Annotated in this window: 17 protein-coding genes; 3 read left to right on the top strand and 14 right to left on the bottom strand. The window is 63.9% G+C overall.

Annotated elements, in window-relative coordinates; translation table 11 throughout:
- Positions 1 to 328: 328 nt before the first annotated feature.
- The 6 genes from gabD to BLW05_RS32185 form a co-directional block, all read right to left on the bottom strand.
- Entirely contained in the window at positions 329 to 1,792 is a 1,464-nt protein-coding gene (gabD, locus tag BLW05_RS32210) for an NADP-dependent succinate-semialdehyde dehydrogenase (RefSeq protein WP_093168467.1), read from the bottom strand.
- 125 nt (positions 1,793 to 1,917) lie between these two features.
- Positions 1,918 to 2,751 carry an ABC transporter permease gene (locus BLW05_RS32205; protein WP_093168465.1) on the bottom strand — a complete coding sequence of 278 codons (834 nt, stop codon included), beginning with the start codon at positions 2,749 to 2,751 and terminating at the stop codon, positions 1,918 to 1,920.
- Positions 2,752 to 2,756: 5 nt separating this feature from the next.
- Positions 2,757 to 4,016, bottom strand: coding sequence for an ABC transporter permease (locus BLW05_RS32200; RefSeq protein WP_093168532.1), 1,260 nt, complete (start codon positions 4,014 to 4,016; stop codon positions 2,757 to 2,759).
- 86 nt (positions 4,017 to 4,102) lie between these two features.
- Complete coding sequence (locus tag BLW05_RS32195; protein ID WP_093168463.1) at positions 4,103 to 5,137, bottom strand: ABC transporter substrate-binding protein; 1,035 nt, start codon at positions 5,135 to 5,137, stop codon at positions 4,103 to 4,105.
- Between the two features lie 44 nt (positions 5,138 to 5,181).
- Complete coding sequence (locus BLW05_RS32190) at positions 5,182 to 6,291, bottom strand: ABC transporter ATP-binding protein (protein ID WP_093168462.1); 1,110 nt, start codon at positions 6,289 to 6,291, stop codon at positions 5,182 to 5,184.
- Positions 6,292 to 6,314: 23 nt separating this feature from the next.
- Complete coding sequence (locus BLW05_RS32185) at positions 6,315 to 7,583, bottom strand: 4-aminobutyrate--2-oxoglutarate transaminase (protein WP_093168460.1); 1,269 nt, start codon at positions 7,581 to 7,583, stop codon at positions 6,315 to 6,317.
- Positions 7,584 to 7,701: 118 nt separating this feature from the next.
- On the opposite strand from BLW05_RS32185, the gene BLW05_RS32180 reads away from it, so the two are divergent.
- Positions 7,702 to 9,207 (top strand): MocR-like pyridoxine biosynthesis transcription factor PdxR, encoded by a 1,506-nt coding sequence (locus BLW05_RS32180; protein ID WP_093168458.1) that lies wholly within the window; start codon positions 7,702 to 7,704, stop codon positions 9,205 to 9,207.
- Positions 9,208 to 9,345: 138 nt separating this feature from the next.
- Here the strand turns inward: BLW05_RS32180 and BLW05_RS35710 are convergent, their stop codons facing one another.
- A complete protein-coding gene (locus BLW05_RS35710; RefSeq protein ID WP_143044985.1) occupies positions 9,346 to 9,525 on the bottom strand; it encodes a hypothetical protein in 180 nt (59 codons plus the stop codon).
- 544 nt (positions 9,526 to 10,069) lie between these two features.
- Here BLW05_RS35710 and BLW05_RS32175 point away from each other — a divergent pair.
- Both BLW05_RS32175 and BLW05_RS32170 read left to right on the top strand, forming a co-directional pair.
- On the top strand, positions 10,070 to 11,746 hold the full coding sequence (locus BLW05_RS32175; RefSeq protein WP_093168456.1) for a sensor histidine kinase: 1,677 nt from the start codon (positions 10,070 to 10,072) through the stop codon (positions 11,744 to 11,746).
- A 9-nt stretch (positions 11,747 to 11,755) separates the two neighbouring features.
- A complete protein-coding gene (locus BLW05_RS32170) occupies positions 11,756 to 12,442 on the top strand; it encodes a response regulator (protein WP_093168454.1) in 687 nt (228 codons plus the stop codon).
- A gap of 55 nt (positions 12,443 to 12,497) precedes the next feature.
- Here the strand turns inward: BLW05_RS32170 and BLW05_RS32165 are convergent, their stop codons facing one another.
- The 7 genes from BLW05_RS32165 to BLW05_RS32135 are packed head-to-tail and all read right to left on the bottom strand — an operon-like array spanning position 12,498 to position 19,144.
- Positions 12,498 to 13,409 carry a type II secretion system F family protein gene (locus tag BLW05_RS32165; protein WP_093168452.1) on the bottom strand — a complete coding sequence of 304 codons (912 nt, stop codon included), beginning with the start codon at positions 13,407 to 13,409 and terminating at the stop codon, positions 12,498 to 12,500.
- A 10-nt stretch (positions 13,410 to 13,419) separates the two neighbouring features.
- The gene (locus tag BLW05_RS32160; RefSeq protein ID WP_371127004.1) at positions 13,420 to 14,409 is read right to left on the bottom strand and encodes a type II secretion system F family protein; all 990 of its coding nucleotides are present in this window, start codon (positions 14,407 to 14,409) and stop codon (positions 13,420 to 13,422) included.
- A 12-nt stretch (positions 14,410 to 14,421) separates the two neighbouring features.
- The gene (locus BLW05_RS32155) at positions 14,422 to 15,795 is read right to left on the bottom strand and encodes a TadA family conjugal transfer-associated ATPase (protein WP_093168448.1); all 1,374 of its coding nucleotides are present in this window, start codon (positions 15,793 to 15,795) and stop codon (positions 14,422 to 14,424) included.
- A gap of 18 nt (positions 15,796 to 15,813) precedes the next feature.
- Positions 15,814 to 16,965 (bottom strand): CpaE/TadZ family protein, encoded by a 1,152-nt coding sequence (locus tag BLW05_RS32150; protein ID WP_093168446.1) that lies wholly within the window; start codon positions 16,963 to 16,965, stop codon positions 15,814 to 15,816.
- 19 nt (positions 16,966 to 16,984) lie between these two features.
- The gene (locus BLW05_RS32145; protein WP_093168530.1) at positions 16,985 to 17,413 is read right to left on the bottom strand and encodes a TadE/TadG family type IV pilus assembly protein; all 429 of its coding nucleotides are present in this window, start codon (positions 17,411 to 17,413) and stop codon (positions 16,985 to 16,987) included.
- On the bottom strand, positions 17,413 to 17,832 hold the full coding sequence (locus BLW05_RS32140; protein WP_371127003.1) for a TadE/TadG family type IV pilus assembly protein: 420 nt from the start codon (positions 17,830 to 17,832) through the stop codon (positions 17,413 to 17,415). Before BLW05_RS32140 ends, BLW05_RS32145 begins: the two co-directional genes overlap by 1 nt.
- A 34-nt stretch (positions 17,833 to 17,866) precedes the next feature.
- Entirely contained in the window at positions 17,867 to 19,144 is a 1,278-nt protein-coding gene (locus tag BLW05_RS32135) for a TadE/TadG family type IV pilus assembly protein (RefSeq protein ID WP_093168442.1), read from the bottom strand.
- Positions 19,145 to 19,154 lie beyond the last annotated feature (10 nt).

Below are 19,154 nucleotides of genomic sequence, written 5' to 3'. Positions count from 1 at the left end.
CCTCCATTTCGTCTTCCCGCGGCCGGCTAGGCATAAACCTGAACGCTCCTCTGGAAGTGATCCATTTAGCGCAGACTTCGCGTTCCCGTCGTCGGCCTAGGTCGGCAGCGCAGCGCAAAGCGTCATTCCGGAGGGCAGGGCGGAACTGCGGCTTCGTGCCGCCCTTTGCAGTCTTACCTGGTTTTGGGGTGCCGACGCGTTGCGTGGCCATGACGGTCGGTCAAGCTTTGGAAATCGCTTGATATTTCGCGGCATAGCGGCGCGACTGCGTTGCACAACCCCAGGAATTAGATGCTCGTATGGATCGCAGCCGTAAAGCTGCGGGTTGTCAAAGGCTCTTCAATCCGCCCATGCACAGGTACTTCACCACCACGTAGTCGTCGATGCCATATGACGAACCTTCGCGGCCCAGGCCCGACTGCTTCACGCCACCAAAAGGTGCCACCTCATTGGAGATGAGGCCGGTGTTGATGCCGACCATCCCATACTCCAGCGCCTCGGCCACACGCCAGATGCGAGCGATGTCGCGGCTGTAGAAATAGCTGGCCAGGCCGAACTCGGTGTCGTTGGCCATCTGCACCACTTCGGCGTCGGTGCGGAAGCGGAACAGCGGCGCAAGCGGGCCGAAGGTTTCCTCGCGGGCCACCAGCATGTCGGTGCTGGCGTTGGCCACCACAGTGGGCTCGAAGAAGGTCTGGCCGAGTGGGTGGCGCTTGCCGCCGGTCAACACTTTGCCTCCCTTGGCGAGGGCGTCGGCGATGTGCGACTCGACCTTGTCCACCGCAGCTTCGTCGATCAGCGGGCCCTGTTCGACGCCGGGCTCGGTGCCCGCGCCCACCTTCAGCGCCTGCACGGCCTTGACGAGCTTGGCGGCGAAAGCGTCGTACACGCCGTCCTGCACATAGAGGCGGTTGGCGCAGACGCAGGTCTGGCCGGCGTTGCGGTACTTGGAGGCAATGGCGCCGGTCACGGCTTCGTCCAGGTCGGCGTCGTCGAACACGATGAAGGGCGCGTTGCCGCCAAGTTCGAGCGACAGCTTCTTGATGCTCGATGCGCTCTGCGCCATCAGCAGGCGGCCGACCTCGGTGGAGCCGGTGAAGCTGAGTTTGCGCACGATCGGGTTGGCGGTCAGTTCGCCGCCGATGGCGCGTGCATCGCCCGTCAACACGCTGAACACGCCGGCCGGCACACCGGCCTCTTCGGCCAGCACCGCCAGCGCGAGCGCGGAAAACGGCGTGCTTTCGGCAGGCTTGAGCACCATGGTGCAGCCGGCGGCCAATGCGGGTCCGGCCTTGCGGGTGATCATCGCGGCCGGGAAGTTCCAGGGTGTGATGGCGGCGCAGACGCCGATCGGCTCCTTCAGAACCAGCAGTCGCTTGTCGCTCGCCGGCGACTGCAGCGTGTCGCCGTTGACACGTTTGCCCTCTTCGGCGAACCACTCGATGAACGACGCAGCGTAGGCGATTTCGCCCCTGGCTTCGGCCAGCGGCTTGCCCTGTTCGGCCGTCATGATGGCAGCCAGGTCTTCAGCGTTGGCCAGCATCAGGTCATTCCACCGGCGCAGGATGGCGCTGCGCTCCTTGGCCGTCTTGCGCCGCCAGCCAGCCCAGGCGGCCTGCGCGGCCAGGATCGCGCGGCGGGTTTCGGCCGCGCCCATATCGGGCACATGCCCGAGCACGTCGCCGGTAGCGGGGTTCGTCACGGCGAAGTTGGAGCCGCTGTCTGCATCGCACCAGCGGCCGTCCAGGTAGGCCCGTTGGCGGAAGAGTTCGGGCTTGCGGAGTTTCAACATACAAATCCTTCAATCAAGTTGGGAGGCGCAGGCTTCCAGCGAACACCGCGGAGTCGGCGTTGCCGGCTCCCCCGAGCAAAGGGGGTGGCCCAGCGACAAGCAGTGCGCAAGCCTGGGGGCGAGCATCACCCTCCGCGTCTGGCGGCACGACCGCGCAGCCATTCGAGAGCGAGCAGGAGCGAGGTAGAGAACAGGATCAGGATCGTCGCCAGTGCGGCAATCGTCGGGCTGATGTTCTCCCGGATCCCGGTGAACATCTGGCGCGGCAGCGTCACCTGCTCGGCGCCGGCCAGGAACAGCGTGACCACCACTTCGTCGAACGAGGTGGCGAATGCGAACAGCGCGCCGGAGATGACGCCCGGCGCGATCAGCGGCAGGGTGATGCGGAAGAAGGTGGCAAGCCGCCCCGCGCCCAGGCTCAGGCTGGCACGCACCAGGTTGTGGTTGAAGCCCTGCAGGGTGGCCAGCACGGTGGTGACGACGAACGGCGCACCGAGTGCCGCATGGGCCAGGATCAGTGCGGTGTAGCTGTCCGAAAGGCCCAGCGGCGCGAAAAACAGATACATGCCCACGCCGACCACGATCACCGGCACCACCATCGGAGAGATCAGCACGGCCATCAGCAGGCCCTTGCCGCTGAACTCGGCCTTGCTGAGGCCAGTGGCTGCCAAGGTGCCGAGCACCGTGGCGATCAGGGTTGCGGCCGGTGCCACGATGAAGCTGTTCTTGGCCGCGCGCATCCACTCCTCAGCTTCGAACAGGTTCTGGTACCAGCGCATCGAGAAGCCGGTGATCGGGTAGGCGAGAAAGCTGCTGTCGCTGAAGGACAGGGGCACGATGGCCAGGATCGGCAGCACCAGGTACAGCAGCACCAGAGCGCACAGGCCGCGCAGTGCGTAGTACCAGACCCGTTCGACCAGCGAGGTGTAGGGCGGGAAGGTGGGGAGCAGCGTTCGCATCGGGTTCACCTCACATTGGCGTGGGCATTGGTCTTGGAGATGCGCTGGTAGACCGCGTACAGCACCAGTGTGGCCACCAGCAGCAGGGCGCCGAGCGCGCAGGCCATGCCCCAGTTGACGGCCTGGTTGGTGAAGTAGGCGATGTAGTAGCTCACCATCTGGTCGCCCGGCCCGCCGAGCAGCGCGGGCGTGATGTAGTAGCCGATGGCGGTGATGAACACCAGCAGCACGCCGGCGGCGATGCCGGCATAGGTCTGCGGCACGTAAACACGCCAGAACGCGGCGAACGGGTGGCTGCCCAGCGAGATGGCCGCGCGCTGGTAGGTTGGCGGAATGGACTTCATCACGCTGTACAGCGGCAGGATCATGAATGGCAGCAGGATGTGCACCATGGAAATGGTCACGCCGGTGCGGTTGAACAGCAATGCCAGCGGCGCGTTCGTGATGCCCAGCGCCATCAACCCGGTGTTGACCAGGCCCGACTGCTGCAACAGCACCACCCAGGCGGCGATGCGCACCAGCACCGACGTCCAGAACGGGATCAGCACGCAGATCATCACCAGGTTGGCCTGGCGCGCCGGCAAGGTGGAAGCCCAATAGGCCAGCGGAAACGCGATCAGCAGCGCCAGGCCGGTGGTCAGCGCGCCGATCCACAGCGTGCGGCCGAAGATGTCGAGGAAGATGGCGCCCTCGGGCGGAGCCTTGTGGATATTGCCGAAGTTGTCCTGTTGCAGGTCGAGTGACGCCAGCAGGAAGAAGGGCGTGGTGCGGCTGCTGTTTTTGGCGATGGCCTGCCAGTAGGGCAACTCGCCCCAGCGCGGGTCGATGGCGATCAGGGCTTCCCTGGCGTGTGCCGCATCACCGTCGACCGGCAGGGCGCGCGCAGTCTTGGCGACCAGCGATCGGTAGCCGCTGATCTCGTTATTGAGCCGGCGGGCGAGTTCGCCCGCGCTGTTGCCTTGGCGGGCAGTGGCCAGGTCGGTGGCCAAGGCGCTGAAGGCGGCATCGGGCGGAAGAGCCCGGCGGTCCCACTTGGCGAGCACGGCCACTGTGTGCGGCAGCGCGTTCGGAATTTCGGGGCTGGACACGGCGCGCTTCAGCAGCGCGGCGATGGGCACGGCGAACACCACCAGCAGAAACAGCGCGAGCGGGGCGATCAGCGCGAGCGCCGATGCCCTCTTGCGCATCTCGGCGCGGCGCAGCTCCTGCTTGAGCTGCCGCTGGCTGGCGGCGGTCGCTGTCGTGGAGGTGGGTTCGTCGATCATGGTCGAGGCGGACGCGGCACCGCCCAGCGGCGATGGCGGCAGGGCGATGACGGCGCTCATCTTGGCAGTCTTGACAAGTGACCGGCTTACTTGGCAGCCCAAGCGGCGAAGCGCTGCTGCAGCTCTTCACCGTGGTCGGTCCAGAAGGTGCCGTCGAACAGCACTGCGTTCTTGCTGTTGGCTGGCGCGTTGGGCATGTCGGCCAGGGTCTTGGCGTCGAGCAGCTTGATGGCGGACTGGTTTACCGGGCCGTACGCGATGTTCTTCGCATAGGCGGCCTGCTGCGCCGGCGCCACGCTGAAGGCGATGTAGTCGAGGGCCAGGTCCTTGTTGGGGGATCCTTTGGGGATCGCCCAGTAGTCGAGGTCATAGATGCCGCCGTCCCACACCACGTTCAGCGCCTTGCCTTCGCGGCGTGCGGCGTCGATGCGGCCGTTGTAGGCGGTGCTCATCACCACGTCGCCAGCCACCAGGAACTGCGGCGGCTGGGCACCGGCTTCCCACCACTGGATGTAGGGCTTGATTTCGTCCAGCTTCTTGAAGGCGCGGTCCACGCCTTCCTTGGTGGCCAGCACCTTGTACACGTCCTTCGCGGGCACGCCGTCGGCCATCAAGGCGAATTCGAGGTTGTACAGCGCGGTCTTGCGCATGCTGCGCTTGCCGGGGATCTTCTTCACGTCCCAGAAGTCCTTCCAGCCGGTAGGCGCGGTCTTGAGCTTGTCGCTGTCGTAGGCCAGCACGGTGGACCAGACGAAGATGCCGATGCCGCATTCCTGAGGGGCTCCGGGGATGAAGCTGCTCTTCGCGCCGATCTTGCTGTAGTCGAGCTTCTCGTACAGGCCTTCGTCGCAGCCGCGCGCCAGGTCGCCGGTTTCCACTTCGACCAGGTCCCAGGTCACCCGCTTGGCTTCGACCATGGCTTTCACCTTGGCCTGTTCGCCGTTGTACTCAACACCGACGATCTTGTTGCCGGTCTGTTTCTCGAAGGGCTGGCTGAATGCCACTTTCTGGGCATTGCCGTTGGCGCCGCCGAAGTTGACGACGGTCAGGTCCTTGGCACTGACCGAGCCACAGGTCAGCAGCACGGCAGCCGCGGCGGAGTAGAGGGTGAAGCGTTGCATGGTGATTGCCTTTCAGTTTTGGCGGGGGGCGGCGGGAAGAAGACTCAGGAAAAGATGCGCAGGTGTGCGGGTTCGAATGCGAGGGCGACCGGCTGCCCCGGCGCGAGACTCGCCAGCGCCGGCGTGTCGAGTGGCACCTTGACGAAGCATTGCGGCTGGTCGGCGAAGTCGCACTGCAGGCGTACGTGGTCGCCGAAATAGATGATGCCGGCGGCCCTGCCGCGCAGGATGTTGCCGGCCGCCGCTGTGTCGGCTGTGTCCACCAGCCGCATGCGTTCGGGGCGGATGCTGGCGGTGGCCGCCTGGCCCGGCGTCGCTTCGCCGATGCGCATGCCGCGCAGCACGTCGCCGCCGGGCAGGTTCAGCGTGCAGCGGTCGCCGTCGCGCTGGCCGATCTGGCCTTGCAGGCGGTTGCTGTCGCCGATAAAGCTGGCCACGAAGGCGTTGCCTGGGGTTTCATACAAGGCGCCGACGGGATCGATCTGCTGGATGATGCCCTGGTCGAACACGGCCACGCGGTCCGACATGGTGAGTGCCTCACCCTGGTCGTGCGTGACGTAGACGAAAGTCACGCCCAGCTGGCGGTGCAGCGCCTTGAGTTCGAGTTGCATGTGCTCGCGCAGCTGCTTGTCGAGCGCGCCGAGCGGTTCGTCCATCAGCACCAGCTTCGGCTTGAACACCAGCGCGCGGGCAAGGGCGATGCGCTGCTGCTGTCCGCCCGACAGTTGTGCCGGGAAACGTTCGCCGAAGGCTTCCATGCGCACCATCTGCAAGGCTTCGTGCACCTGGCGCCGGCGCGCCTCGCCGCCGATGCCGCGTACCTGCAGAGGGTAGCCCACGTTCTGGGCGACCGTCATGTGCGGGAACAGCGCGTAGTTCTGGAACACCATGCCGATGTTGCGCTTGTGCGGCGGCACGCGGTTGAGCAGCTTGCCGTCGAGCCGGATCTCGCCGCTGGTGGGGAATTCGAACCCGGCCAGCATCATCAGGCAGGTGGTCTTGCCCGAGCCCGAAGGGCCGAGCAGGGTGAGGAATTCACCACGGTAGATGTCCAGGTCGAGCTGTTTGACGACCAGGTTTTCTCCATCGTAGGTCTTCCTCACGCCGCGAAAGCTGACGAGGACGTCGTTGTCGCTGGGGTTGTCGTTGCGCATGATGATGGTCCCCCGGGTTGGCTTCAGACTTGGCGCAGCGCGCGTTCCAGGATGTTCAGCGCCTCGTCGAAGGTGGTGTCGGCGATGGTCAGCGGAAACAGGAAACGGATCACATTGCCATAGGTGCCGCAGCTCAGCAACAGCAGGCCATGGGCCAGCGCGTGTGACTGCACCTTGCGCAGGAATTCGACGTCGGGCTCGCCGGTGGTGGGGTGGCTGAACTCCACCGCCACCATGGCGCCGGGGCCGCGCACGTCGGTGATCTGCGGCACTTCCTTGCGGATGCGGTTGAGCAGGGCTTTGAGCTTTTCGCCAAGGCCTTGCGCGCGCTCGGCCAGTCGTTCCTCGGCGATCGTGTCGAGCACGGCATGCGCCGCGGCCACCGCCAGCGGGTTGCCCGCATAGGTGCCGCCCAGGCCACCTGGCTGCGCCGCGTCCATCAGCTCGGCGCGGCCGCACACCGCCGACAGCGGCATGCCGCCGGCCAGGCTCTTGGCCAGCGTCATCAGGTCGGGCAGCACGTCGAAGTGCTCCATGGCGAACAGCTTGCCTGTGCGGGCGAAACCGGTCTGCACCTCGTCGGCGATCAGCAGGATGCCGTTCTGGTCGCACACCGCGCGCAGGGCGCGCATGAATTCGGGCGGCACCATGTAGAAGCCCCCTTCGCCCTGCACCGGCTCGATGATGATGGCCGCCACGCGGGTGGCGTCTATGTCGGCCTTGAACAGCTGCTGCAGGGCCTTCAGTGCCGCATCCACCGTCACGCCGTGCAGCGCGTTTGGGAAGGGCACGTGGTAGATGTCGCCGGGGAAGGGGCCGAAGCCGACCTTGTACGGTGCGACCTTGCCGGTCAGCGCCATGCCAAGCATGGTGCGGCCATGGAAGCCGCCGCCGAAGGCGATCACCCCGGGACGGCCGGTGGCGGCACGGGCGATCTTGACGGCGTTTTCCACCGCCTCGGCGCCGGTCGTGAAGAACGCGGTCTTCTTGGCATGGGTGCCAGGCGTGATGCTATTGATGCGCTCGGCCAGTTCTACGTACGAGGCGTAGGGCACGACCTGGTAGGCGGTGTGGGTGAAACGGTCGAGTTGCGAACGGATCGCGGCGAGCACTTTCGGGTGGCGGTGACCGGTGTTGAGCACGGCGATACCGGCGCCGAAGTCGATGTAGCGGCGGCCTTCCACGTCCCACAGCTCGGCGTTCTCGGCGCGGTCGGCGTAGAAGTTGCACATCACGCCCACGCCGCGCGGGGTGGCGGCGTCTTTGCGTTGTTGCAGTGTCTGGTTGTTCATTGGGTGGTCCTCGGTTCGGCTGGCATCAGTTGAAGCGTGGCTGGAGTGTCGAGACTTTCGGTCCTATACTGAAGAGCCATTTCGTGCGTTCTCATGGAACCACTTTCTAGGGGTAAGCATGGACTCCATCCTGTCCGATTGGTTGCTGGAACATCTGGACACCGCTGCCGAGGAGCCGGCCTACCGCCAGTTGTTCCGCCTGCTTCAGCAGGCCATCCTCTCCGGGCGGCTGGCCGCCGGTGCCAAGTTGCCGTCCTCGCGCACATTGGGTGCCGATCTCTCGATTGCGCGCAACACCGTGATCCAGGTCTACGAGCAACTGCTGGCCGAGGGTTACGTCGAAACCCAAAGCGGCAGCGGCACCTACGTGGCCGACACTTCGCCCGACCGCGTGGACGAAGGCCCGGGCGGCGCGCCGCGCCGTGCCGTGCGCGACCGCCACCAGCTGTCGGCGCGCGGCAAGCGCACCATCGAACTCAGCGGCGTCTCCAAACAGCAGTGGGGTGCCTTCATGCCCGGCGTGCCGGACGTGACCGAGTTCCCGTTCAAGATATGGAACCGCCTGCAAACCCGCATCTGGCGCGACCCTAAGCCCGAGCTCTTGACTTATGCGCCCGGTGGCGGCTACCGGCCGCTGCGCCGCGCCCTGGCCGACTATCTGCGCGTGGCCCGCTCGGCCAACTGCCAGCCCGAGCAGATCGTCATCACCACGGGCATCCACCAGTCGGTGGACCTGGCGGTGCGCCTGCTCTGTGACGTGGGCGATCAGGTGTGGATCGAGGAGCCGTGCTACTGGGGGCTGCGTGGCATCCTATTGTCGTCCGGACTGAAGCTGACGCCGATCCCGGTCGACGCCGAGGGCATGAACCCCGACGCGAAACACTTGGCGAGCCCGCCGCGGCTGATCATCTGTACGCCTTCGCACCAGTACCCGCTGGGCATGGTGATGAGCCTGGCGCGGCGGCGCATGCTGCTGGAGTACGCGCGCCAGCACAACTGCTGGATCATCGAGGACGACTACGACAGCGAATTCCGCTTCGGCATCCGGCCGCTGGCCTCGTTGCAGGGGCTGGACAACAACGGTCAGGTGATCTACCTGAGTAGTTTCAGCAAGACCCTGTTTCCCGGCATGCGCGTTGGTTACATGGCCGTGCCGGCGCCGCTCGCCGACCTGTTCGCGCTCGGCTTGGCCGAGCTCTACCGCGAAGGCCAGCTGATGCAGCAGGCGGTGCTGGCGGAGTTCATCAACGAGGGTTACCTCACCTCGCATATCCGGCGCATGCGCGGCCTGTACGGCGAGCGGCGCAGTCTGCTGATCGCCGCCGTGGAGCGCCGCTTCGACAAGGTCTTGCCGGTGATGGGTGACGAGGCTGGCCTGCATCTGGTACTGGGCCTGCCGCAGCTGCGAGACGACTGGGCGGTGTGCCGCAAGGCCATGGAACGCGGCATCATCGCCCGGCCGCTGAGCGCCTACTACAGCACGGCCAAGGCCGCACAGGCTGGGCTGCTGCTCGGCTACGGCTGTGTGCCGAGCGAGAAGATCGGGCCGGCATTCGAGATCCTTGCCGACGTAGTGGAAGAGATCAGTGGCGCGGCGCACGAGCCGCGCCGCAAGGCGGCATGAATTTGAGAGCAGCCATTGCGAGCACCGATGACAGCGGCATCGCCGGCTTCAGTACGCGGCTTTCCAATGCCGTCCTCAGGCACTCCTCGTTTCCACGCGCGCGGCGCAGGCGGGGGTTGATGAGAAGTAAGCGCATGATCAGTCGATCGAGCTCGTCATCGCAATGTTCACTTTGGGCGCGGGTCTCGCGAAGAGTCGGCTAAGGATCTGCATGTCAGGCTTCACGGGGAAAAGATGCCGCTGTTGCTTCGCGTTGGCGCCATCATGCGGCGCACGACCGTCCGGCATCTGATGCTCATCAACGAAGGAGCGGGTCACGGCGGGATTGCTTGTCGACCTTCACTGTCGCCCGCAAAACGATCGGGCTGTGCAATCAGCGGCAGGCGATCAGCACCCCCGCGATCAAGCCGGCGAGTGCCACGCCAGCGATGGCAGGGTAGGGGTTCCGGTGCATAGAGCCGTCAGCTGTCTGTATGGCCCTGCGCGCCCTGCGCATCGTGCCGCCACGCATTCCGTTCAGACCTTCGGCGAAGCCGTGCAGCACATTGCCTCACTTGTCCGCCCAGTGCCGTTGTGCAGCGCAAAGCGTCATTCCGGAGGGCAGGGCGGAACTGCGGGTACGTGCCCGTTGCAGTCTTACGTGGCACCTGTGGCTCCCGAGCCCGGCGCATTGCCTCAAGAACTTGCGACTCGAGCGAAATGTCCACTTTTTGTGAAATTACTGGCTTCAAACAGTCCGTGCACCGACGGGCTGCCTGGGTAAACCCGTGTAATTCTTTCTTACACAAGACGTAATCTGTTACTTCCGAATGTGAATTCATCACATTTGCCTTGTGGGGGACTCCGAGATGGAGAGTGCCTGATGCTTGTTCAGAAGCCGGACGGAAAAAACGAAGTCGATGCGAGTCTCGCTGCCGATGCGCAGATGGTGGCGAGCATGCGGCTCGTGCTCTCCATTGCTGCACTGTCGGCGATTCTTGTCGATCCCACTGGGTTGAGAGGAATTGCGGGATTAACTTGGCTCCCTTTTTTCGGGTACATCCTGTACAGCCTGATTGTCTTCGTCTGTTCGCGGCTGAACTCGCCGTTCTCTCACAGCAAATCGGTTCACTGGCTGGATCTCTGCTGGTATGCGTTGATCGTCCTCTCCACGGAGGGAATCCACAGCTTCTTCTTCCTGTTCTTCTTCTTCGCCATCCTCACCTCTTCCCTTCGGTGGGGCCTCGAAGAAGGCGCGCGCGTGACCCTTGCCTCGGTTGCATTGTTCGCGGCCTGCGGCGTGGGATCGACGACCGAGAAGGATCTGCCCCGCGTATTGCTGCGAGCCACATTTCTGCTGGCGCTGGGCTACATCAGCGTCCACTGGGGTGGGTCGAAAGTCGAACTGAAGCGGCGTCTTGCGCTTCTTGGCGATGTCAGCCGCTTGTCGAATCCGCGGTTTGGAGTTGATCAAACCATAACCAGTGTCCTGGAAAAGGTTCTAACTTTCTTCAGGGGAAGCTGCTGCATCCTAGTCACGCGGGAGAAGGAGTCCGGCTCCTGTTTTGTGCGCACGATCAGAGTGGGCGAATCAAGGAATTCGGTCAATGCCCAACAGATCGGCGCGGATGCGGCTGCTCCTCTCATTTCGCTTCCGCAGAACCGCATCGTCGCCTACTGCCGTCCCCTCTGGCCGGCCATCTCGGCGTTTGCCGGGACCGCCGCGTACGACAGCGCCCAAGGCAAGTGGAGCCAACTCGACGGGCCGGCAAGCGACAACCTCGCCGAGCTACTGGATGCTCGTTCGTTCATCTGTGTACCGGCATCGCTGAGAAGAAGCGACGGCAGGCTCTATGTGTTCTCCAGCCAGAGGACGTTCAGGAAGGCCGAGGCGCTCTTCCTCGATCATGTCGCTGCCCAGGCGTTTCCGGTGATAGAAAACATCGAGTTGCTGGACAGAATGGCCTCGGACGCAGCTTCGCAGGAGAGACGAAAGCTCGCTCTCGACCTTCACGACACTGCCATTCAACCCTACATCGGATTGAACATGGGCTTGAGTGCCCTGCGTAAAAAGGCAGCCGCCGACAACCCACTGGTCGAAGATATCAACAAGCTTGGCGAAATGGCCGCAAAAGTGATTTGCGATTTGCGCCGTTACGCCGGAATGGTCAGGGACGGCGCGTGCAAGACCGAGCACTCCTTGATCGTCGTCTTGCGGCAGCAGGTAGCACAGATCAGGGACTTCTACGGGATCGATGTCGCGGTCTGCGTCGAAGGCGAACTCAATGTGTGCGACCGTCTGACTGCAGAGGTCTTGCAGATCGTGCGCGAGGGCCTGAGCAACATCTGCAAGCACACGCTAGCGCGCCGCGGATCGGTCAAGCTGGAATGTGCTGACGGCCTAATCAGAGTACGGATCGAGAACGATGCGGACGGAACCCAATCGGTGGATTTTCAGCCAAGGTCGATCACGGAACGCGCAGCCGCGCTGGGTGGAAGAGCGCACGTCCGACCTGGGACAGACGGGGCCACCGCCGTGTGCATCGAAATACCTGTGTAGGAGGGAACCATGCAACCATCGGAAAGACCCATTGGCGTGATGCTTGTCGATGATCACCAGACGATGCTGTGGGGATTGTCCAGATTGATCGATGGAGAAAGCCCGCGAATGCACGTGGTCGGCACAGCCAGGAACTGCGAAGAGGCTCTCGAACAGGCCGGCCAGATCAGGCCCGACGTCATCCTGCTCGACCTTGACCTGAACGGGAGGAGCGCGTTGGACATCCTGCCCGGCTTGATGTCCAACTCGGAGTCGCGAGTGCTGATACTGACGGGCGAGCGCCAGCAGAAAACCCTGGACCTGGCGGTGCTCGGCGGTGCACGCGGCGTCTTGCGCAAGGACGCCTCCGCGGAACACGTGTTGCAAGCCGTCGAGCGTGCGCACAATGGCGAGCTGTGCCTGGACAACGAAACGATGGCACGAGTGTTTTCGGAGTTCGTCGACGCAAAGCGGCCGCACAAGATCGATCCCGAGGTGGCGAAGCAGGCGACGCTGACAGCCAAGGAGAGGAAGATCATCCATGCCGTGGTCGATGGCTGCGGCGCCTCGAACAAGGCGCTGGCTGGGCGACTCTTCATCACGGAGCACACATTGCGCAACCACCTGACTTCAATCTATCAGAAGCTCGACGTGGCGAATCGACTCGAGCTGTACGTGTATGCGGTGAAGTACCAGTTGGGCGAGCCGATGTGCTGAAGTCATCTTGTGCCGATGCCGCTCGGCATCGGCATCGGCATCGGCAACATCGTGCCTAGCGCAAGCCACCACCAAGCATCGGCATCAGCGTGCGTACCACCTGGATCGCGGCTGGACCGATGACCACCATGATGATCGACGGGAACACGCACACCACCAGCGGAAACAGCATCTTCGTCGGCACCTTCGCGGCCATTTCCTCGGCACGCGTTTGGCGCTTGTGCCGCAGGTCGTCCGAGAACACCCGCAGCGATTCGCCGATGCTCGTGCCGAACTTGTCTGCCTGCGTCAGCATCGTGGCGAAGGTTCCAATCTCCTCGACCCCGGTGCGCAGTGCAAGATTGCGTAATGCCTTGTCGCGAGCGCTGCCGGCGCGCATCTCGAGATTGGTCCAGTGCAGTTCCTGTGCCAATGCTTCGCTCTTGAGGCGGATCTCGTCAGTCACCTTGGTCAGCGCCGCATCGAGGCCCAGGCCGGCCTCCACGCAGACCAGCATCAGGTCGGCTGCGTCCGGGAAATTCTCGAAGATCTCGCGTTTGCGCCCCCTGGCGCATAGCCAGAGGAAGGCATTCGGCAAATAGCAGGCGAAAAGCGCGGCAATGAGCAGGCAGAGTATGAGCGTCATCCCTTCCGCCTGCTTGAACCCGCGCAGCAGGATGAAGGTCACGCTGCCAAACAGTAGGGGCAGCACGGATTTGATGCCGAAATAGATCAGGCTCGCATCACGGTGCCGTATGCCGGCCCGGAGGAACTTGAGGCGGAGCGGCGACGCTTCCTCATCGCCGGTGGGCGAAGAAAGCTGCGCGAACGGCCCTACGAGTTTGACGACAGTCTCGGTCCACTGCGACTTTTCGGACGGGGCGAACGCCTTCAGCCGCTGTTCGGCCCGGGTCGGCGCCCACCACAGGTAAACGCCCGTAAACCCCAGCGTGACGGCGAGGAAGACCAGTGCGGAAAGAACAAGCATGGAAAGTCTCCTAGACGCGAATGCGCACGATCCGGGTGAGAATGAGCGCGCCGATAAACATCAGCGTGAGCATGTACTTGATGATCGCGTGGCCAATCGGATCGGTCCAGAAAGGCTGCATGAACTTCGGATTGCCCCAGTTCATGAGTGCCGCCAGCAGGAAGGGCATCAGGCCGAGGACCCATGCCGAGAGTCGCGCATCGGCAGAAAGCACGCGCACCTTGGCCAGCAGCTTCAATCGCTCGCGAATCAGGCGGCTTAAGTTGCCGAGCACTTCTGTCAGGTTGCCGCCCGACTCGCGCTGGATCAGGACCGCCACGACGAAATAGCGCAGATCCGTGAGAGGAACTCGCTTGGTCAAGTTGGCCAGGGCCTGCTGGAGCGACACGCCGAAGTTGACCTCGTCATGCACGATGCGGAATTCCGACGCGATCGGCTCCGCCATTTCCTCGCCGATCATTTGCAAGCCGGAGGAAAAGGCATGGCCGGCGCGCAGCGAGCGTGTCATGAGGTCGAGCGCCTCCGGCAACTGCTGCTCCAGGCGCTTCAGACGCTTGCCGCGCCGATAGGTCAGGTAAACGAAGGGGGCAAGCGCGAGCGTTCCGCCCCCCATCAGACCAAATGCTTCCGACTGATGCCCGATCACCATGACCGTCATGCATCCGCCGACGCCCAGTGCCAGGCACCCGAGGAGCAGCTTCGAAACCGTCCAGTTCAGCCCGGATTGGAGAATGAGCCGGTCCAGTTCCCTTGCGCGCGGGATGCGGAGCAACCAGCGCTCCAGCGCCGGCGCCTCGCTGAGCATGCGTTCCTTGAGGATCTTTGCCTGCGGCGTCTTGTCGCGCGAGCCCGAGAGCGCCTGCAGCCGTTTCTCGAGCTGAAGTGCTTCGGGGCTCTTGTATGACTTCCACAGCAGGTAGAGGCCTTCGAAGAGCAGCAGCATGGCGACGAACACCAGCACCACCACCGTGAGCAGGGAGTTGCCCGCGAAGTCTTGCATGATCGTGTCTCCTCACTGGTAGCGCTTGCCCGGGTCGAACATCGCGTCGGGCAAAGGCGCGCCGAAGGCGCGCAGCCGGTCGGCGAATTTGGGGCGCACGCCGGTCGCGTGGAAGTAACCTTCCACCTGCCCTTCAGGCCCAACGCCTGTCTGGCGGTAGGCGAAGATCTCCTGCATGGTGATGACCTCGCCTTCCATGCCGGTGATCTCCTGGATGCTCGTGATCTTGCGCTTGCCGTCCGTCATGCGCAGCGCCTGGATGACCACCGTGATCGCCGAGGCGATCTGCTGGCGCGCCGCGCGGTGGGGCAGGTTGAGGTTGGCCATGCCGATCATGTTCTCGAGGCGCGAGAGCGCGTCGCGCGGATTGTTGGCATGGATCGTGGTCAGCGAGCCTTCATGGCCCGTGTTCATGGCCTGCAGCATGTCCACCGCCTCGGCGCCGCGCACCTCGCCGATCACGATGCGGTCGGGCCGCATGCGAAGGGCGTTGCGCACCAACGCGCGCTGCGTGATCTCGCCGCGGCCCTCGATATTGGCAGGCCGGGTCTCCAGGCGAACGACGTGCGGCTGTTGCATCTGCAGTTCGGCCGCGTCCTCGATGGTCACCACGCGTTCGGCTTCCGGGATATAGCCTGAGAGGATGTTCAGCAGCGTGGTCTTGCCGGCGCCGGTGCCGCCCGAGATGATCATGTTGACCTTGGATTTGCTGAGCGCCTCGAGCATCTCGGCCATCTGCGGCGTCAGGCTCTTCAGGTCCTCGACCAGGTTCTGCATCTTCAACGGCTTGTGCGCGAAGCGGCGGATCGACATCATTGCCCCATCGAGCGCAATGGGCGGAATCACTGCGTTCACGCGCGAGCCGTCGGGCAGGCGCGCATCGACCATGGGACTCGACTCGTCGATGCGTCGACCGATGCGCGAGACGATCTTGTCGATGATGCGAAGCAGGTGCTTTTCGTCGGTGAAGGCGATCGGGGTCATCTCCAGGCGCCCGCGCCGCTCGACGTAGATCTGGTCGAAGCGGTTCACGAGGATGTCCGACACCGTCGGGTCCGCCATCAGCACCTCGATCGGGCCGAAGCCCAGCATTTCGTGCTGGATATCGCGGATCAGCGTGCGGCGTTCGAGGTCGTTGACCGCCGCCTGGTCTTCCAGCACCAGGCGCCCGACCATCGTCGCGATCTCTTGACGCAGGGCCTCGGGAGCCAGCGTGTCGAGCGTGGCCAGGTCGAACTTCTCGAGCAGCTTGAGATGCAGTCGGCTCTTCAGCGCCTTGTAGGCGTCTGAAGTTCCGGCGTTGGCTGCTTCGTCGGAGGCGACTTGCAGGATGGGCCGTACGGCGGACTCGGTCGCCACCACATTGAGCTTTTCACGTAGGGACATGGAGATGCCTTTCGAGGATCAGGCCCGGCCGAACAGCCGGTTGAAGAGACTTGGACTGACTTCCTGGCGCGGGGACAGGGCATAGACCAGCTCGCCCAAGTTGCGGACCACCGGGCTGGAGCGCGAGAGTTGCGCCAGCGGAATGCCGCGATTGATGGCCGCGGCCACTTCCTTCGGCGCATCGGCGATCAGGCGATGCGCGGCGCCGCCGAGCGAGCGGCGCACTTCCTGCGCGCCGATCTCTCCACTCTTGTCGAAGCGGTTGACCAGCGGTTCGATCTTGTCCTGCGCATAGCCGAGCGACTTGAAGACATTGAGCAGCTTGCGAGCATTGCGAAGGCCGGGGAGGCCAGCTTGCAGCACGGGATAGATCCGGTGCGCGCGGTCGAGCGCGCGGATCGACAGGGTGTCCAGCGCGCGCGACATGTCGAGCAGCACGAAGTCGTAGGTCAGTCCCGCGAGGTGGAGGATTGCGTCGATGTGCTCGGGCTGCACTTCCATGGCCATGGAGGGGTCTTCCGGGGCCGCCAGCAGGCCAAAGCTCGGCGTGACCTTGACGGCGCTCGCCACGAGGAAGGAGGCATCGAGACGGCTGAACTCCCGCGCCACGTCGGCGATGGTCGACTTGGGTTTTTCATCGCTCACGAAAGACAGCGCGTCGCCGAACTGCAGGTTGAGGTCCACGAGCAGCACCGAATGGTGCTCGGCGAGCTGCCAGGCCAGGTTGGTCGCGAGAAAGGTGGCGCCGCTGCCGCCCTTGCACGGCATGAAGGCCAGCACCTTGCCGCTTGCATGACTGTTCGAGCCGGCGAGCTTGGCTGCCACACGCTCGACCACGGCTTCGAGCGCGGCGGCACTGGCTGGCGAGGGGAGCACTTCGCGTACGCCGGCGCGCATTGAGTTGAGCAGGAACTCGGGGGTGTGCGTCGCGCAGAGCAGGACGATCGCAGTCTTCGGATGATGCGTCGTCACGTGCTCGACCAGCACCAGCTCGTTGGCATCGCAGCACATGCCGTCGACCAGCAGCAGGTCAGGCTGCTCCTGCTCCACGACAGCCCGCATACGGCTCTTGCCGCCGTCGAAAGTCAACACGGTGTGACCTCGAGCACTCAGAACCGGAGACATGTTGTCGAGGTGCGCCCGATTGGGCGAGATGATGACAATTTTCATTTCGTGAATCCAATCTTCTTTACGAGCAGATGGCGGGGCTGTTGGGATCCTGGCGCATGACTTCCCTGGGCAGGAAGGTCGAGAAAGTCGGCATCGGAATGGGCGCGAGCGCGGCCGCACCGGCAATCGGCGAGATCCATTGATAGTTGAGTCCCGTGATGGTCACGGTGACCCCTTCGCAGGTTGCGGCGTTGCAGCCTGCCGGAGTCCATGCCGTGTTGATGGTGGTAATTTGCGGCAGCAGGGCCTGCATCCTGGCCAACACCTGTGCCTGGTTGCCGGTGTCGTCGCACACGACCGCGTAGCGGGCGCCTGCCCTTGTCGCTTCGTTGGCCGCGCCCCAGGTAAAGAGCATGCGGGCGAAATCCGTGATCCCCAGCAGGAGCATGAGGAACACGATGAGGCCGAGTGCGAATTCGACCGTTGTGGCTCCGGACTGTCGATGCATCATGTGGCGGCTCTCATGGTTGCGGTGATGTCGCTGAAGACGATGTCACCGTTGGCATTGGCAAAGACGATGCCGAACACGCCTGCGAACAGCGAATGAAAGGTGAAATTGGTGACCCGGACCGTCACAGTGTTCACCACCGGGTTCGAGCCCGAGGTTTGCCAGGTGCAGCAGCTTGCCGCCGGCACATTCGCGAGTGTCAGCCCGCGGACGAGCGGCGTGCCGGTCCCCGCGGGATTGCCATACACGATGAGGTTTTGCGCTTCATTGATCTTCGTGCCCGGCGTCTGGAAAGACAGGTACCGCACGGCATCGCGGGTCGACTTGGTCACGGCGTTGTATTCGTAGAACGCACGGCCGAATTCGGTCGTGGTGAAGGTCAGCAGCAGGAGCAGGGGCATGATCAGGGCCAGTTCCACCAGCGCCACACCGCGTTGTTTGTATCTCATCGCATCACCTCACGAGGACGGGCACCAGGGGGCCGGCCGCTCCGCCCGGCAATCCGCTGGTCGTGCATGGACTCGTCGTCGCAGAGGCATTGCCCCTGAACTCGAGCTGGACGTTCGTCATGGGAATCGAGAGCGGCTGCAGCATGAACATGCACGCCCAGTCGACTACCTTGTTGGCAGCGTTGACAACAGGAACCGTGACGATCCTTCGGCTGCGTCCATACTGCTTATGGCCGCCGGTCGTGTTGCCCGGTGCCGCGAGCGTCTGAAAGCTGTTCAAGGTCAGGCCGGTGATCGACTCGCAACTGCCGGCGCCCCTGACCTTGGTTCCGGTATCTGCGCAGGAAGCGTATGCCTGACGCTTGGTCAGGAAGTTCTGCGCGGTCGGGGACGGCGCCCCGGGCGCAGGCCCATCAAAGGCGCTTTGCTGGGCTGGCCAGTTGGTCGCGGTGTAGGCATAGCCGGTGTAGTCCGGATTGCCCACCGTCGAGGCAGGGTCGCCGGTGTTCTTGTAGATCCCGAAACGGTAGTTCCATGCGTCGGCCACGGAGGTCTGCACGCCGGGTGTGCCCAAGGTGTCGCCCAGCTTGGTGCCGCAGTGACCGTTCAACTCGGCTTCCGTTTCGGAGGCACTGTTCGATCCGTCGAGATTGGCCCAGCCAATCTCACCGCCGGCTGCGGCATTCTGGGCGTTGATCAGAGTGACCCATTCGCCGACCGTGAACCCATAGTTTGGAGCGGTGCCTCCAGGCTTGGGTTTGATTGCGATCGGCACCGGGCAGGCGGTCTGCGCACTGGCGCGCGTGGCGACGGCCATGGCCCCAACACTGCCTGTCGACGGGTAGGCAGTGGCGTCGCCGGTGAATGCCCCAATCATTTTCAAGAGCCACATGTTGACGTTGGACTGCGTGTGCTGGCACTGCGCATATCGGGCTACCGCCGGGACCGTGGTCGGCGCATAAGCCGAATCCCTGAACGTGATGCTCGCGTCGACGAGCTGGCCTTGGCCGTCCCAGGCAGTCGATTGCATGTTGACGCGGTTCAAGTTTCCCGATGTCTTGCCGGCGCTTCGGGCACGATCCAGTGCCGTTGCCTGTCCGTCGAGTTCCTGGGCTGCCGCAAGCGCGCAACTATCCAGTGCCGTTTGCAACTCTGTCTGGACAACGAACAGATGTCCAAAATCAAGGGCGATGCCCATGAAGCCGAGCAGGAACAAAAGAAACAGCGCAGCTGTGACAATGAATGCGCCCCGCTGTCGTTGAAAGCTGGCGAGCTTTGGCATAGGGTGGACG

Origin of the sequence: Variovorax sp. YR216, assembly GCF_900107745.1 — a bacterium.
Lineage (GTDB): Bacteria > Pseudomonadota > Gammaproteobacteria > Burkholderiales > Burkholderiaceae_C > Variovorax.
This window is presented reverse-complemented; position numbering and strand designations above follow the sequence as displayed.